Raw genomic sequence first — 15006 nt, forward strand, 5'->3', positions numbered from 1 at the left:
ACCTGAAGGTCTCGAGGTCCGATGAGCGCGAGTGGCGGCTCCTTCTCCCACAGATTCCCGTGTCATCGGAACCGGAATCGCCGGAGGCGGGGCGCACAGAGGCGTAGCGGGAGGAGGCCGCGGCGATGCGCGACGTGAGCGCGCACGCCGAGTGACAACGGGCCCGTCGCACGGCGCGGCCGACTGCCCCGACGGCAGGGCCGGCTACCCCGACGCTCAAGGTCGTCGGGACGGTCGGAAAAGGCCCGCGGCAAACCACCCCACCGCAATCCAGCTCACGACAAACCGGCCGACGACATGCAGAAATCCCGAGAAGGCGTAACTTGGCCAAAAGATCTGTGATGGTAATCACCGCTGGAGTGTGATCTGCGATTTAGGGCCGCACGTCCTCCGGCGATAACCTGCGGGACGGACATGCCGCGTATCCGGTCACCGTGTACGCCTCCCTCAGTGACAGCGCCGTCACGTTGCCCTTCGCGGCACGCCCATCGCAGACGAACGAACCGCGATCACTACGGCGATTCTGAGAAGACAAGGGACGGACGCGCGTGGACCTGTTCGAGTACCAGGCGAGGGACCTCTTCGCCAAGCACGGTGTACCGGTGCTGGCCGGTGAAGTCATCGACACGCCTGAGGCGGCGCGCGAGGCGACCCAGCGGCTGGGCGGCAAGTCGGTCGTCAAGGCGCAGGTGAAGGTCGGTGGCCGCGGCAAGGCCGGCGGCGTGAAGCTGGCCACCAGTGAGGACGACGCGGTCGAGAAGGCCGGTCAGATCCTGGGCATGGACATCAAGGGCCACACGGTCCACAAGGTGATGATCGCCGAGACCGCTCCGGAGATCGCCGAGGAGTACTACGTCTCGTACCTCCTCGACCGCACCAACCGCACCTTCCTGGCCATGGCCTCCGTCGCCGGCGGCATGGACATCGAGGAGGTCGCGGCGACCCGGCCCGACGAGCTCGCGAAGGTCCCGGTCGACGCCAACGAGGGCGTCACGATCGAGAAGGCCCGCGAGATCGTCGCCCAGGCGAAGTTCCCGGCCGAGGTTGCCGAGCAGGTCGCCGAGGTCATGGTGACCCTGTGGAAGACCTTCGTCGCCGAGGACGCGCTCCTCGTCGAGGTCAACCCGCTCGCCAAGGTCGCGAGCGGCGAGGTCATCGCCCTCGACGGCAAGGTGTCCCTGGACGAGAACGCCGAGTTCCGCCAGCCGGAGCACGAGGCCCTGGAGGACAAGGACGCAGCCAACCCGCTCGAGGCTGCTGCCAAGGCCAAGGGTCTGAACTACGTCAAGCTCGACGGCCAGGTCGGCATCATCGGCAACGGCGCGGGTCTCGTCATGAGCACCCTGGACGTCGTCGCCTACGCCGGCGAGAACCACAGCAACGTCAAGCCCGCCAACTTCCTCGACATCGGTGGCGGCGCCTCCGCCGAGGTCATGGCGAACGGCCTGGAGATCATCCTCGGCGACCCGGACGTCAAGTCCGTCTTCGTCAACGTCTTCGGTGGCATCACCGCGTGTGACGAGGTCGCCAACGGCATCGTCCAGGCCCTGGAGCTGCTCAAGTCCAAGGGCGAGGACGTCAACAAGCCCCTGGTCGTGCGCCTCGACGGCAACAACGCGGAGCTCGGTCGCGAGATCCTGTCGAAGGCCAACCACCCGCTGGTGCAGCGCGTGGACACCATGGACGGCGCGGCCGACAAGGCCGCCGAGCTGGCTGCTAAGTAAAGGACGAGGACACAACAACCATGGCTATCTTCCTGACCAAGGAAAGCAAGGTCATCGTCCAGGGCATGACCGGTGCCACTGGCATGAAGCACACCAAGCTGATGCTCGGTGACGGCACCAACATCGTCGGCGGTGTGAACCCGCGCAAGGCCGGCACCAGCGTCGACTTCGACGGCACCGACGTGCCCGTCTTCGGCTCGGTCGCCGAGGCGATGGAGAAGACCGGCGCCGACGTGTCCGTGCTCTTCGTGCCGCCGGCCTTCGCCAAGGCCGCCGTCGTCGAGGCGATCAACGCCGAGATCCCGCTGGCCGTCGTGATCACCGAGGGCATCGCGGTGCACGACTCCGCCGCCTTCTGGGCGTACGCGAAGGCCAAGGGCAACAAGACCCGGATCATCGGCCCGAACTGCCCCGGCCTGATCACCCCCGGCCAGTCCAACGCCGGCATCATCCCGGGCGACATCACCAAGCCCGGCCGCATCGGTCTGGTGTCGAAGTCCGGCACGCTGACCTACCAGATGATGTACGAGCTCCGTGACCTCGGCTTCTCCTCGGCCGTCGGCATCGGTGGCGACCCGGTCATCGGCACCACGCACATCGACGCCCTCCAGGCGTTCGAGGCGGACCCCGACACCGACCTGATCGTGATGATCGGCGAGATCGGCGGTGACGCCGAGGAGCGTGCGGCCGACTTCATCAAGGCCAACGTCTCCAAGCCGGTCGTCGGCTACGTCGCGGGCTTCACCGCGCCCGAGGGCAAGACCATGGGCCACGCCGGCGCCATCGTCTCCGGCTCCTCCGGCACCGCACAGGCGAAGAAGGAGGCCCTGGAGGCCGCCGGCGTCAAGGTCGGCAAGACCCCGTCGGAGACCGCGCGGCTGGCCCGCGAGATCCTCGGCGGCTGACTGCCTCCCGGCGTCGTTGCCGGAAGGGATGTACATCGTCCTTGACGGCCGCCATCGATACCGCCGGACCCTCGCCCTCGTGGCGCCTCGCCCCCGCGGTGGAAGAATCTTCCGCCGCGGGGCGCTCGGCGAACGGGGCAGGGTCCGGCGGTGTGCGTTTGGGGGGACTTTGAAGACGCCCCTAGGGGACGTCCGGCGTCAGGCGGGCCTCCCGGAGCCGCTTCCGTACCGCGGCATTGCCCTGTTTCTTGACGTCCGCGCCAGGGTGGCCGGTGGGCGAGGCGTGATGGTGCCCGGCGGGTGACGAGCCACGGTGCCCGGTGGCCGGCGCGCCACGGTGCCCCGTTGCCGGCGTGCCACGGTGTCCGGTGGCCGGCGCTCCGCGGTGCCCCGTGGGTGAGACGACGGCGTGCGGCGCGGTCGCCAGGGGCCTGTCCGGCGGCGGCGTGGAGTGGTCCGGCGTCACGAGCATCATCACCACGGCCGCCAGCGCGAACCCTCCGGCCAGCCCGAACGCCGCCCGTGTGGTCCGCAGATCGCTGCGTTCGGCGTCGCTCCGTACGCGCTCCGCGGCCGTCGGCGTCACCTGCTGCGCGGCCGTCAGCGCGGTGAGCCGGGCCCGCAGGATCTCGCCCTGCCGCACCGGCGGGTGCCCGTCGAGCCCCAGCTCCGGCAGCCGCTCGGCGACCCGTTCCCGCGCATGCGTCAGCCGCCCGGCCGCGGCCGGGGTACTCGCTTCGAGCTCTGCCGCCATGTCGTAGAGCCCCAGCCCGACCCCGTCGTGCAGCAGCAGCGCCCGCCGGTAGGGGGCGGGCAGCCGCAGCACTGCCGTCAGCAGCGCACGGTCCGCGGGCTCGCCGGTCTCATGGAACTGCCGCGGTTTCCGGGCGGTCCGCAGTCCGGGACACAGCCGGTGCCACGGCGTCAGCGCGTACTCGTACGCGGCCGCCCGCACCCACCCCGCCGGATCCGGGTCCACCGCGACCTGCGGCCAGTGCTGCCAGGCGCGCCGGAACCCCTGCTGCACGGCCCGCCGCGCGAGCCACGGCCGCCCGGTGAGGAGATAGGTCTGCCGCATCAGCGCTGCCGCGTGCCGGGTGTGGAGGTCGTCGAAGGCGGCGGTGGCCTGCTCGGGCCGGGGCATCGGGCGCCGGATCACCCGGCGCTGGTTCATCTCGGGCCGGGCCGTCTCGGGCCGGTTCGTCTCGGGCCGGTTCGTCTCGGGCCGGGGCAGCCCGCCCCGGGGCATCCCGTCCGGGGGGATCTCGCGCCGGTTCATCGGGTCGTCTCGCGCTGGGTCATACAGAGCAGTGTGGAAAACCGGCATTGCCGGATGCAGCGCGACACGTCGGGCATTTCGCCAGTGCCGGGAGGAAACGCCTCTTGTTGGCAGCATGGCCGCGTGAGCCAGTTGACCGAGCGTGGCCCCACCTTGTCCTCGCACGGCCGAGCCGCCGCGCAGCGCTCGTCCGCGATCGGCGCGGCCTTCCTCGGCGGCGTGACGGCCGCCGGCCTCGGCCTCGGCGCGCTGGCGGTCGCCGTGCTGCTGCTCTGGGTCGCCTCCCCCGAGCCCGACAGCGGCCCGTCCCGGGCCCTGCACCTCGCCGCCGACCTGTGGCTGATGGCGCACGGCGGCGCCCTTGAACGCACCACGGGCCACTCCGCCGCCCCGGTCGCCGTGACCCCGCTGCTGCTCGCCGTCCTCCCCGTCTGGCTGCTCCACCGGGCCGCCCGCCACACCCTGGCGACCGCGGCCGACGCGCGTACCGGCCTCGGCGTGGTCCCCGGCACGGGCCCTGGCACGGGCCCCGGCAACGCTGCGGACGCCACCCTGGCGGTGGTGCCGCGCACCCTTCTCGGTGCGCTGCTCACCGGCTATCTGCTGATCGCGGCCGGGGCGATGGTCTACGCCTCCGCCGGGCAGCTGAGCGCCGAGCCGCTGAGCGTGCTGGTGTCCGTACCGGCCACCGCGCTCGCCACGCTCGCCGGAACGGCCTGGTTCCTGCTCCGGCATCCGGGTGCCGACCTGCTGCCCGCCTGGGCGCTGCGGGCCGGGGCCGCGGTGCCGGGCGGTCTGCGCAGCCTGCTCGGCGGCCCCCGGTTCGCCGTCGCGGCGCGCGCCGCCGGTGCCGCCCTCAGTGCGCTGCTGGTGTCCGGCGCCCTGCTCACCCTGCTCTCCCTCGGTCTGCACGCGGGCCGGGTGCGCGACGACCTGCTCCACCTGGCGCCCGACTGGGCGAGCCACGCCACGGTGCTGCTGCTGTGCCTCGTCCTGCTCCCGAACGCGGCCGTCTGGGGCGCCGCATACGCCCTGGGGCCGGGTTTCACGGTCGGCGCGGGCAGCACGGTCGGCCCGCTGGCCGCCTCGCCGCCTTCGGCGCTGCCCCGGCTGCCGCTGCTCGGCGGGCTGCCGGAGGCCGGCCCGGGAACCCCGCTGACCTGGGCGGTGGTCGTGGTGCCCCTGGTCGCCGGGGCACTGCTGGCCCGCTCGGTCGCCCGCTCGGTGACCCGCCCCGTGCCGGCGCCCGGTGCCCCGGGACACCCCTGGTCGTGGTGGACGACGGCAGGTGCGGCAGCTCTGGGGGCCGGTCTCTGCGGCGTCGTCACCGCAGTGCTCGCGGGCCTTTCCGGTGGCGCACTGGGCACCGGAGCGCTCGCCGCATTCGGCCCGAGCTGGTGGCGTACGGGCCTCGCGGCAGCGGGCTGGACCGCCCTGACCGGCGTCCCGGGCGCGATCGCGCTACGGGCCTGGTGGCTGCGGGCGGGCCGACGGGGTCAGGAGGAGGACACCTGCCCGGGCGCCAAGGCGGGGGGTACGGGCACTGCGACGGGTGCCGGCATCGCGACCGGCCGCGGCGGGGCGACGGCCGAGGGCGGGGGAGCCGAGGGTGGTGGCGCCGTCCCCGGCCCCGCAGGGGCCGATGGCAAGCACACCGTTCCCGGCCCCGGCTCGGGCTCCGGCGTAGCTGATCCCGGCCCCGATGACCGCACGGCCACGGATCCGGCGACTCCCACGGAGCCGGCAGCCGCCACGAAACCGGCCACCGCCCCCGTCACCCCGAACGGCTGACCGGCCGCACCCCGCCGTCGCCCCCGCCGCTGCCTCCGCCTACTGCTGCGCGCTCAGCAACGGCCGCAGCTGCGGCGGCAGCAGCTTCTCGCAGGACTTGCCCGCCGACTGGGTCAGGGCGTCGTTCACGCAGGTGAAGTAGTCGCGGTAGACGATCTGCACGGTGAAGGTCGCGGCCACCATCACCAGCGCCAGCGAGGCGATCACCAGGCCCGAGACCGCCGCGGTGACCTGCGGCCGGGTGCTGCCCGGCGAGGCCGGGGCACCGGGCTGTGCGCCCGGGGCGGACGGGGCGGACGGGGCGACGGGGGCGGGGCGGCCCTCCATGGCGGCGGTGGTGGCTGCGGCGTCGGCCTTCGCCGTGCTCGGCTTGGCGCGCAGCGAGCTGACGCCCCAGTACAGCGCCAGCGCGCCCAGCAGCAGGGCCACCTCCGGCAGACCGAACAGCACGCAGAAGAACGACCAGAGCCCGCCGAGCAGGGCGAAGCGGGCCCGGCGCTGGGCCGGGTCGGTGGGGTCCCAGCGCAGCCCGCCGGGGTTGCCGGGGCCACCGGGGCCGTTGCCCTGCTGGCTGTTGCGGTTGCCCGGCCGGGTGCCGAAGCCGCCGCCCTGCCGCCCCGGCTGCCGGGGGCTCCACTGGCTGCCCCAGCCCGGCGCCGACTCGTCCTGCGACGGCCGGTCCTCGTCGCCGTCGCCGTTGCCGTCCGCGCCGTGCGGGCCGGGGTGGCGCGGGCGCCACTCCTGATCGGGTGCGTCGGCCGGCGGCGGGGCGAAGGGGTTGTTGTCCTGGTCGGAGTCCGGGGAGTGCGGGGCGGCGGGCTCCGGGGACGAGGACGACGGCTTGCGCTCACGCGGCAGCAGCACCATCCCGGGGGAGGTGGTGGGCTGGGGGAACCACCCAGCGGTAGCCGGGGGAGGGAGCAGGAGGGCCGCGCGGCGGCGTCGGTCCGTCATCTGGAGTGTGTCTTCCCCTTGTCTCGTCCGTACGCGGGCCGTCACGACGGGCGCCCGGTTACCACGAACTGCATGCAGTCTTAGGCCTGACGCTACCTCCCGTGCCCGCCCCCGTCCCGTGGGGGCCGCGCGGTGTGCCGGTATCGTTGCTGACGGTCGGCGCCTTCGTAGGGTTCCCCGGATCTGCGGTACCCGCAGTCTTGTACGACCACACAAAGCACGCGAGATCGGAAAAGAGCCCCGCCGTGGCTTCCTCCCCACCCCCCGCCCCGTCCGCCGAGCCCGGCCGCCCGGCCCGCATCGTCGTCCTCGTCTCCGGTTCCGGAACGAACCTGCAGGCGCTGCTGGACGGCATCGCCGACCTGGGCCCGGAGGAGTACGGCGCCGAGATCGTGGCCGTCGGAGCCGACCGGGGCGCCATCGCGGGCCTGGAGCGCGCCGCGGCCGCCGGGCTCCCCACGTTTGTCTGCCGGGTCAAGGACTACGACAGCCGCCCGGACTGGGACGCCGCGCTCACCGAGGCGACCGCCGCGTACGAGCCCGATCTGGTGGTCTCGGCCGGTTTCATGAAGATCCTGGGCAAGGCGTTCCTTGCCCGCTTCGGCGGCCGCACCGTCAATACCCACCCGGCGCTGCTGCCGAGCTTTCCCGGTGCCCATGGCGTGCGCGATGCGCTCGCGTACGGCGCAAAGGTCACCGGATGCACCGTCCACTTCGTCGACGACGGTGTCGACACCGGCCCGATCATCGCCCAGGGCGTGGTCGAGGTCCGGGACGAGGACGACGAATCCGCGCTGCATGAGCGCATCAAGGAAGTCGAGCGATCGCTGCTCGTCGAGGTCGTGGGGCGCCTGGCCCGGCACGGCTACCGCATTGAGGGACGAAAGGTACGTATCTCGTGACCGCCACCGAAGGTACGCAGCGGCCCATCCGCCGCGCGCTGGTCAGCGTCTATGACAAGTCCGGGCTGGAGGAGCTGGCCCAGGGGCTGCACGCGGCGGGCGTCCAGCTCGTCTCGACCGGGTCGACGGCCGCGAAGATCGCCGCGGCCGGGGTGCCGGTCACCAAGGTCGAGGAGCTGACGGGCTTCCCCGAGTGCCTGGACGGCCGGGTCAAGACCCTGCACCCCAAGGTGCACGCCGGCATCCTGGCCGACCTCCGCCTGGAGGACCACCGCCGCCAGCTGGCCGATCTCGGTGTCGAGCCGTTCGACCTGGTGATCGTGAACCTCTACCCGTTCCGGGAGACCGTCGCCTCCGGCGCCACCCCCGACGAGTGCGTGGAGCAGATCGACATCGGCGGCCCCTCGATGGTCCGCGCCGCCGCCAAGAACCACCCGTCGGTGGCCGTGGTCGTCAACCCCGCCCGCTACGGCGATGTCCTGGAGGCCGTCACCGGCGGCGGCTTCGAACTGGCTCAGCGCAAGCGGCTCGCGGCCGAGGCCTTCCAGCACACCGCGGCCTACGACGTGGCCGTCGCCTCCTGGTTCGCCGATGCCCGCGGCGGAGCCGCTGATGACTCCAGCGCGGCCGCCGACGACTCCGCCTTCCCCGAGTTCCTGGGCGCCACCTACGCCCGCAAGAACGTCCTGCGCTACGGCGAGAACCCGCACCAGGGCGCCGCGCTGTACGTGGACGGCAGCGGCGGACTCGCGGAGGCCGAGCAGCTGCACGGCAAGGAGATGTCGTACAACAACTACACGGACACCGACGCCGCGCGCCGGGCCGCGTACGACCACGCCGAGCCGTGTGTGGCGATCATCAAGCACGCCAACCCGTGCGGTATCGCGGTTGCCGCGGACGTCGCCGAGGCGCACCGCAACGCGCACGCCTGTGACCCGCTGTCCGCCTTCGGTGGCGTCATCGCCGTCAACCGCCCGGTCTCCGTGGCGATGGCCGAGCAGGTCGCCGAGATCTTCACCGAGGTCATCGTGGCCCCCGGCTACGAGGACGGCGCGGTCGAGATCCTGGCCCGCAAGAAGAACATCCGGGTGCTGCGCTGCCCCGACGCGCCGTCCAACCCCGTCGAGGTCAAGCCCGTTGACGGCGGCGCCCTGCTCCAGGAGACCGACCGGCTGCAGGCCGAGGGCGACGACCCGGCGAACTGGACGCTGGCCAGCGGGGCCGCACTGCCCGCCGACGAGCTGGCCGAGCTGGCCTTCGCCTGGCGCGCCTGCCGCGCCGTGAAGTCCAACGCCATCCTGCTCGCCAAGGACAGCGCCACGGTCGGTGTCGGCATGGGCCAGGTCAACCGCGTGGACTCCGCGAAGCTCGCGGTGCAGCGTGCGGGTGAGGAGCGGGCGCGCGGCTCCTACGCCGCCTCCGACGCCTTCTTCCCGTTCCCCGACGGCTTCGAGGTGCTGGCCGAGGCCGGCGTCAAGGCCGTGGTCCAGCCGGGCGGTTCGGTCCGCGATGAACTCGTCGTCGAGGCCGCCGCGAAGGCCGGCGTGACGATGTACTTCACCGGGACCCGGCACTTCTTCCACTGAGCCCGAGGCTGGGCCCGAGTCCGAGGCCGAGCCTGAGTCCGAGGCCGAGCCGCCGGAGCCGGCGCGAAGGGCCGCACCCCAGCCGGGGTGCGGCCCTTCGCGCTGCATTCGTGCGGTAACCGAAACGGTAAAGCGGTAACCGACGACGTCAGGAACTCAGCAACTCAGCAACTCAGTAACTCGGCAACTCAGTAACGCGGCCTGTTGAACCAGTACTTGCTCTCATCCTTGGAGATGAAGGCGATCACCATGATGCCCAGGATGGTGTGGACCAGGCCGAGCGGGAAGGTGCACAGGCTCAGGATGAGGGTGCCGACACCGAAGACGATGCTGCCCACCCGGACCCCGTTGCCCCCGTTGCCGAACTGCAGGGCCAGCGTGACCGCGAGCACCGTGAAGATCACGATGAGCACGATCACCGCGATCAGCAGGCCCTTGCTGATGTTGATAGCGGTGGCGTCCTCCGCGGCGGAGTACGGCGAGACATCGTGCGCGGCCTTGCTGACGCCGCCCAGCCCCGCCACGGCGATGATCAGGCCGATGAGGTTCAGACCGGTGAGCACGAACATGACCACCCGGGCGGCCTTGACCCCGCCGGGCATCGCCACCGGGTACTGCGGTTGCATACCGGGCATCCCGCCGCCACCCGGGTACGGCCCGTACGGGGCCGGCTGCGGTGGCTGTGGCTGCTGCTGCGGGTAGCCGTAATGGGGTTGTTGGCCCGGCGGCGGACCGTAAGGATTCTGTGGGGGATAACTCACGAGCGTGTCCTTCATGCGACGTGAACGGAGCCGCGAAGGCCCCGGTCGCGCAGGGGCGAAGGGGCCTTCACGGAGTGGTACACCTCGGGCCGGGGTGGCACCCCCAGCCGCCTACTGGGTCTTGACGACCACCGAGCCCACGGCCTTGTCGGCGAAGGTCTGGGACTTGTCGTCCCACAGCGGCCACAGCCAGCCGACGTAGCACGCGATGCTGTCGAGGAAGTGCGCCAGGCGGCGGACGAAAGCCATGCCGAAGCCGAGCGGCTGACCGGTGTCCTCGCGGACCAGCCGGATGTTCATGGCCTTCTTGCCCACCGTCTGGCCCTTGTTGCCTTCCTGGATGAGCATGAAGATGCCGCCCGCCATGATCGCCAGGGCGGCGATGACGATCAGGATGAAGGCGATGGCCGGCGGGCCTGCCGAGGACGCTTCCGCCCGGCAGTTGTAGTCGTCGTAGGCGCAGCTGTTGATCTTGCTCGTGGAGGAGGCGATCATGCCGAACCCGATCGCGTACAGGATGCCGGGTACCAGGGCCACGATCAGGCCGTCGATGAGCGTGGCGCACAGCCGCGCACCCCAGCTCGCGTAACCCGTCGGCATGCCCATGGGCTGGCCGTAGGGGGCCGCCGCCTGCTGCGGGTAGCCGTACGCCTGCTGCTGCGGGACCTGCTGCTGGGGGTAGCCGTAGGGCTGCTGCGGGGCCTGCTGCGGGGCCTGCTGCGGGGCCTGCTGGGGGTATCCGTAGCCGGGCTGTCCCTGCGGCGGGACCGGGGGCTGCTGCCCGTACGGACCCTGCGGCGCCTGCGGCTGCTGCCCGTACGGGCCCTGCGGCGGCTGCGGCTGGCCGTAGGGGTTGTTCGGGTCGCCGAAACTCATCTGCTGTTTTCCTCCGTTGGGTGACTGGGGCACGACGCGGCGTGACTCGGAGGAAAAACAGGTTTCACTGGCCACCCCCCGACAAAGCCTGCGGCACTGTGCGTCAATCCTTCTAGTTGCCCATTCACTCTGTCCAGTCAAGACCCATGGCTGTTGTGCAAGTGCAATGATCAATTCCGGCCATGGACGCCCCGCATGCCCTGATTGGAACGCCGCCGCCCCCATCCGCGAAGATGGGGGTATGACTGCCCAGATCCTGGATGGCAAGGCCACCGCAGCCGCTATCAAGTCCGAGCTCACCACCCGCGTCGAAGCGCTGAAGGCCAAGGGCGTGCAGCCCGGTCTCGGCACCCTCCTGGTGGGCGACGACCCGGGCAGCCGCTGGTACGTCAACGGCAAGCACCGTGACTGCGCCCAGGTCGGCATCGCCTCGATCCAGCGGGAACTGCCGGAAACCGCCACCCAGGAGGAGATCGAGGCGGTCGTCCGGGAGCTGAACGAGGACCCGGCCTGCACCGGCTACATCGTCCAACTCCCGCTCCCCAAGGGCATCGACGCGAACCGTGTCCTGGAGCTGATGGACCCGGCCAAGGACGCCGACGGACTGCACCCGATGAGCCTGGGCCGCCTGGTGCTCGGCATCGAGGGGCCGCTGCCGTGCACCCCGTACGGCATCGTCCAGCTGCTGCGGCGCCACGACGTCGAGATCAAGGGCGCGCATGTGGTGGTCGTCGGCCGCGGCATCACCATCGGCCGCCCGATGCCGCTGGTGCTCACCCGCAAGTCCGAGAACGCCACGGTGACCCAGTGCCACACCGGCACCCGTGATCTGTCCGCACACCTCAAGCAGGCCGACATCATCGTCGCCGCGGCCGGTGTGCCGCACATCATCAAGCCCGAGGACATCAAGCCCGGTGCGGCGGTCCTGGACGTCGGCGTCAGCCGCGACGAGGCCGGCAAGATCGTCGGCGATGTGCACCCGGGCGTCGCCGAGGTGGCCGGCTGGGTCGCCCCCAACCCCGGCGGCGTCGGCCCGATGACCCGCGCCCAGCTGCTGGTCAACGTCGTCGAGGCCGCCGAGCGCGCGGCGGGCTGACCCCCACGGGATCTGAGACCCTGTCCCTGAGACATCTGAGACGCTGTCCCTGAGACAGACGGATCCGGACACCGAAGGGACTGCCAGTCATGGGTGCCGAAGCGCACGCGGACGGAGCCGGCGAGCCACAGCGCGCCTCGCGCCGTTTTCCGACGCTGACCCGCGACACCGCCCGGCCGGAAGGCGGCGGACGGGCCGCCTCGGGCGGCTTCCCCGCGCCCGCCCGGCAGTGGCCGCTGCTCAGCGTCATGGGCGGGGTCGCGCTCGGGCTGCTGCTGGTGGCGCTCGATGCGTTCCGTATCGGGTCGATTGTGATCGGGCTCTCCCTGCTGGCCGGCGCGGTGCTGCGGTGGGCGCTGCCGTCGGTCGGGATGCTGGCCGTGCGCTCCCGCTTCACCGATATGGCGACGTACGGGGGGCTCGGCTTCGTGATCGTGATGCTGGCGCTGATGGTGCAGCCCAAGCCGTGGATCCACATCCCGTTCCTGGACGACATCGTTCACTTCACCGTGTGGTAGGGCGATCTCCCCGGCCGACCCGGTAGACGTACCGGCCGATACGACGCGATGACGGCGGCCCGCTCTCTCCTCAGGGAGAGAGCGGGCCGCCGCTGTGCTGTGCGGAGGCGGGTGTCGTGCGAGGTCGAAGGCGGTCGTGCGAGTTCGTACGGGGTCGGGCGAGGCCGTACGCGGTCGCCCGAGGCCGTACGCGGTCGTGCGGGGTCGTACGAGGGGGCGGGCGGCGCGCGGAGTACGGCGGGCGGCGCACGGATGACGGTGGAGGCGTCGCGGGGCGGGCCGTGCGGCCCGGGGAGTGCCACCGGCCGTGCTTCCGCCCGCCGGTGTGCGGCGCGCGGCGGCCGCCGTCTGCGGACACCGTGGGATGTCCCGGCTGTGACCTGCGGGGACGTCGTCGGAGTGGACGCCACGGTGGGACGGCGAAGGCGGCGGCGGGGCGGTCCGGACAGCGCGTGGAAAGTGTGAAAAGTGGGAACGGTGGTGGTGTCCGCGCCATCATCGGCGGCACAGGGGGCTCATGGCCTCGGGGGAGAACGAACGCGTATGGGGTGGAACATGTCGCGTTGGAAAGGGCTGCCCGAATCGCTGGACCACCGGGTGCGGTACCTGATCGTCCAGTTACGGAGACTGAAGGACCACAGCGGGCTGAGTCTGGCCGCGCTCGCCGCCAGGACCTCGTACAGCAAGTCGTCCTGGGAGCGCTATCTCAACGGCAAGAAGCTGCCGCCGCGGGATGCGGTGGAGGCGCTGGCGCGTATCTGCGAGGCCGATGCGACCCGGCTGCTGGCACTGCACGAGGTCGCCGCCCAGGCCTGGCACGCGGAACGGCCGCAGGCGGAGGCGGGAACAGGGTTGGAGGCAGGGGCGGAGGCAGGGGGGGAGCGGGACGAGGCAGCCGTATCCGCTGTGCCCGCTGTACCTGCTGCATCTGCTGAACCTGCTGCCACCGCCGTACCGGCCGCACCCGCCGCATCGGCCGCACTCGCCCCACCGGCCGTACCCGTCGCGGCCCCGGCCGGTCGCCAAGTGCCGCTCGGGCCGCTGGCGCTGGGGGTCCTGGCCGTGCTCGTCATGGCCGGTGCGGTGCTGCTGGTCGGCCGTCTCTGGGAGGACGCCTCCGGGATAGGCAGTAGTGGTGCGGACGTCGTGCCGGCCGTCAGCGGGACCGGTGCCGCACCGACCTTCACCCACCGGCCGGGGGAGGTCTTCGCCTGCTCCGTGCAGCGCCGGGCAGGTGCCCTGTACGCCGGGCACAGCCACACCGACACGGCGATCCTGGACCGCGGCGCGACCGGCTGGGACGTCGTCGAGGCGCAGTGTCTGCTGCACCGCCAGGGCGAGGACCCGGGCGTGGTGGACGGCATCGTCGGCGGGAGGACCCTGCGTGCCGTCAAGCGTCTGCAGGCCCGGTCCGGGCTGCCCACGGACGGGATCGTGGGGCCCGACACGTGGAAGGCGCTGCGCCGGTGAGCGGGCCCGGCGGCGAACCGGGGGAAGGCGTGGAGGGCTCCCGACTGGCCGTACGCATGCGGGAGTTGAGGGCCCGTACGGGGCTCACCTTGGCCGGTCTTGCCGAGCGGACGCCCTACAGCAAGTCGTCCTGGGAGCGCTATCTCAACGCGAAGAAGCTGCCGCCGCGGGGCGCGGTCGAGGCGCTGTGCCTGCTGGCAGGGGAGCCGTCCGGAGGGCTCGTGGCGCTGTGGGAGCTGGCGGATGCGGCCTGGAGCGGACGCGGCCGGCCGGACGGGTCCGGGAGGGGACCGGACGGGGCCGAGAGCGGGCCGGACGGAGCAGGGAGTGGGCAGGACGGAGCCGGGAGCGCGGCGCGGCGCCGGGGCGCTGACCCGGACCGCGGCATGTCACCGGACCGGCGCACGTCACAGGCCCCGGCCCCGGCAAGCCCCGCGGCCGGTGCGCCGTCCCCGTGGCTGCCGCAGCGCGTAGTGGCCGTAGTGGCCGTAGTGGCCGGCGCCTGTGTCGGCCTGGTGGCGGTCGGGGCGGCGGCGCTGGTCTTCGGGGTGGGAGCGGGGGGAGCGGGGGGTGTGGGGACCGGCCCGGGGAAAGGTGCCGCGCCCGTGCCCTCCGAGGCGACCGGGTGCCGGGCGAGGGCGTGTGACGGCAAGGATCCGGAGTCGATGTACTGCGAACTCCCCGAGCTGGTGGTGACGCCCGTGGAGCGCACCGCCGCCCGCGGGGAGCATGTGCAGATCCGTTACGGCAAGGCTTGCGGCGCGGCCTGGGGACGGCTCCGCAACGGCCGGGTCGGGGACCGTCTGGAGGTCTCGGTGCCGGGGGCGCGGCCGCGGTCGGTACGGGTGGTGGACCGGTTCGACGCCGAGGGGTATCTCGTCACGCCGATGGCGGCGGCCCGCGGACCCGAAGGCATCCGTCTGTGTCTCTATCCGGCGGGCGGCGGGGCAGGGGAATGCTTCGCACCGTAGGGCCCTGAGGGGATTGCGCGGGCTGTTCTTGTCAGTAAACGTACGGAACTCGTGCAGAGTCCGGTCGAAATGCGACACTGCGGGGGCCACGGGGTGTACGGGTGGGTGACCTGTGCCCGGACGCTTCTGTGCGCCCGCGCACGTGAACTGCCGTCCTGACCGGGGGCATCCGT

The 15006-nt window shown here is 72.2% G+C and carries 13 protein-coding genes; 9 read left to right on the forward strand and 4 right to left on the reverse strand.

Annotated features, from left to right (window positions below):
- The first annotated feature begins 548 nt into the window (after positions 1–548).
- Both sucC and sucD read left to right on the forward strand, forming a co-directional pair.
- Positions 549–1724, forward strand: coding sequence for an ADP-forming succinate--CoA ligase subunit beta (gene sucC / locus ABR737_RS28045; protein WP_350253226.1), 1176 nt, complete (start codon positions 549–551; stop codon positions 1722–1724).
- 20 nt (positions 1725–1744) lie between these two features.
- Entirely contained in the window at positions 1745–2629 is an 885-nt protein-coding gene (gene sucD, locus ABR737_RS28050; protein ID WP_350253227.1) for a succinate--CoA ligase subunit alpha, read from the forward strand.
- Between the two features lie 181 nt (positions 2630–2810).
- Here sucD and ABR737_RS28055 read toward each other — a convergent pair whose 3' ends face one another.
- Complete coding sequence (locus tag ABR737_RS28055) at positions 2811–3908, reverse strand: RNA polymerase sigma factor (RefSeq protein WP_350253228.1); 1098 nt, start codon at positions 3906–3908, stop codon at positions 2811–2813.
- A gap of 123 nt (positions 3909–4031) precedes the next feature.
- Between ABR737_RS28055 and ABR737_RS28060 the strand changes: the two genes are divergently transcribed.
- Entirely contained in the window at positions 4032–5699 is a 1668-nt protein-coding gene (locus ABR737_RS28060; RefSeq protein ID WP_350253229.1) for a cell division protein PerM, read from the forward strand.
- Between the two features lie 39 nt (positions 5700–5738).
- Here ABR737_RS28060 and ABR737_RS28065 read toward each other — a convergent pair whose 3' ends face one another.
- Positions 5739–6653 (reverse strand): hypothetical protein, encoded by a 915-nt coding sequence (locus tag ABR737_RS28065; protein ID WP_350253231.1) that lies wholly within the window; start codon positions 6651–6653, stop codon positions 5739–5741.
- A gap of 245 nt (positions 6654–6898) precedes the next feature.
- Between ABR737_RS28065 and purN the strand changes: the two genes are divergently transcribed.
- Both purN and purH read left to right on the forward strand, forming a co-directional pair.
- The gene (purN, locus tag ABR737_RS28070) at positions 6899–7555 is read left to right on the forward strand and encodes a phosphoribosylglycinamide formyltransferase (RefSeq protein WP_350253232.1); all 657 of its coding nucleotides are present in this window, start codon (positions 6899–6901) and stop codon (positions 7553–7555) included.
- Positions 7552–9141, forward strand: coding sequence for a bifunctional phosphoribosylaminoimidazolecarboxamide formyltransferase/IMP cyclohydrolase (gene purH, locus ABR737_RS28075; RefSeq protein ID WP_350253233.1), 1590 nt, complete (start codon positions 7552–7554; stop codon positions 9139–9141). Before purN ends, purH begins: the two co-directional genes overlap by 4 nt.
- A 188-nt stretch (positions 9142–9329) precedes the next feature.
- Here purH and ABR737_RS28080 read toward each other — a convergent pair whose 3' ends face one another.
- Complete coding sequence (locus ABR737_RS28080; protein WP_350253234.1) at positions 9330–9902, reverse strand: hypothetical protein; 573 nt, start codon at positions 9900–9902, stop codon at positions 9330–9332.
- A 111-nt stretch (positions 9903–10013) separates the two neighbouring features.
- The gene (locus tag ABR737_RS28085; RefSeq protein ID WP_350253236.1) at positions 10014–10778 is read right to left on the reverse strand and encodes an RDD family protein; all 765 of its coding nucleotides are present in this window, start codon (positions 10776–10778) and stop codon (positions 10014–10016) included.
- Positions 10779–11019: 241 nt separating this feature from the next.
- On the opposite strand from ABR737_RS28085, the gene ABR737_RS28090 reads away from it, so the two are divergent.
- The 4 genes from ABR737_RS28090 to ABR737_RS28105 all read left to right on the forward strand — a co-directional run bounded on the left by ABR737_RS28090 (position 11020) and on the right by ABR737_RS28105 (position 14833).
- The gene (locus ABR737_RS28090; protein ID WP_350253237.1) at positions 11020–11874 is read left to right on the forward strand and encodes a bifunctional methylenetetrahydrofolate dehydrogenase/methenyltetrahydrofolate cyclohydrolase; all 855 of its coding nucleotides are present in this window, start codon (positions 11020–11022) and stop codon (positions 11872–11874) included.
- Between the two features lie 89 nt (positions 11875–11963).
- Positions 11964–12392, forward strand: coding sequence for a DUF3017 domain-containing protein (locus ABR737_RS28095; RefSeq protein WP_350253238.1), 429 nt, complete (start codon positions 11964–11966; stop codon positions 12390–12392).
- Between the two features lie 555 nt (positions 12393–12947).
- On the forward strand, positions 12948–13862 hold the full coding sequence (locus ABR737_RS28100) for a helix-turn-helix domain-containing protein (protein WP_350253239.1): 915 nt from the start codon (positions 12948–12950) through the stop codon (positions 13860–13862).
- Positions 13859–14833 carry a helix-turn-helix domain-containing protein gene (locus ABR737_RS28105; protein ID WP_350253240.1) on the forward strand — a complete coding sequence of 325 codons (975 nt, stop codon included), beginning with the start codon at positions 13859–13861 and terminating at the stop codon, positions 14831–14833. Before ABR737_RS28100 ends, ABR737_RS28105 begins: the two co-directional genes overlap by 4 nt.
- Positions 14834–15006 lie beyond the last annotated feature (173 nt).

It is taken from the genome of Streptomyces sp. Edi2 (genome assembly GCF_040253635.1).
GTDB lineage: Bacteria > Actinomycetota > Actinomycetes > Streptomycetales > Streptomycetaceae > Streptomyces.

Excerpts from the sequence above, each read along its gene's own strand:
- sucD (WP_350253227.1), top strand. The coding sequence starts at position 1,745 with ATGGCTATCTTCCTGACCAAGGAAAGCAAGGTCATCGTCCAGGGCATG.
- ABR737_RS28055 (WP_350253228.1), bottom strand. The coding sequence starts at position 3,908 with ATGAACCGGCGCGAGATCCCCCCGGACGGGATGCCCCGGGGCGGGCTG.
- ABR737_RS28065 (WP_350253231.1), bottom strand. The coding sequence starts at position 6,653 with ATGACGGACCGACGCCGCCGCGCGGCCCTCCTGCTCCCTCCCCCGGCT.
- ABR737_RS28085 (WP_350253236.1), bottom strand. The coding sequence starts at position 10,778 with ATGAGTTTCGGCGACCCGAACAACCCCTACGGCCAGCCGCAGCCGCCG.
- ABR737_RS28090 (WP_350253237.1), top strand. The coding sequence starts at position 11,020 with ATGACTGCCCAGATCCTGGATGGCAAGGCCACCGCAGCCGCTATCAAG.
- ABR737_RS28095 (WP_350253238.1), top strand. The coding sequence starts at position 11,964 with ATGGGTGCCGAAGCGCACGCGGACGGAGCCGGCGAGCCACAGCGCGCC.
- ABR737_RS28100 (WP_350253239.1), top strand. The coding sequence starts at position 12,948 with ATGTCGCGTTGGAAAGGGCTGCCCGAATCGCTGGACCACCGGGTGCGG.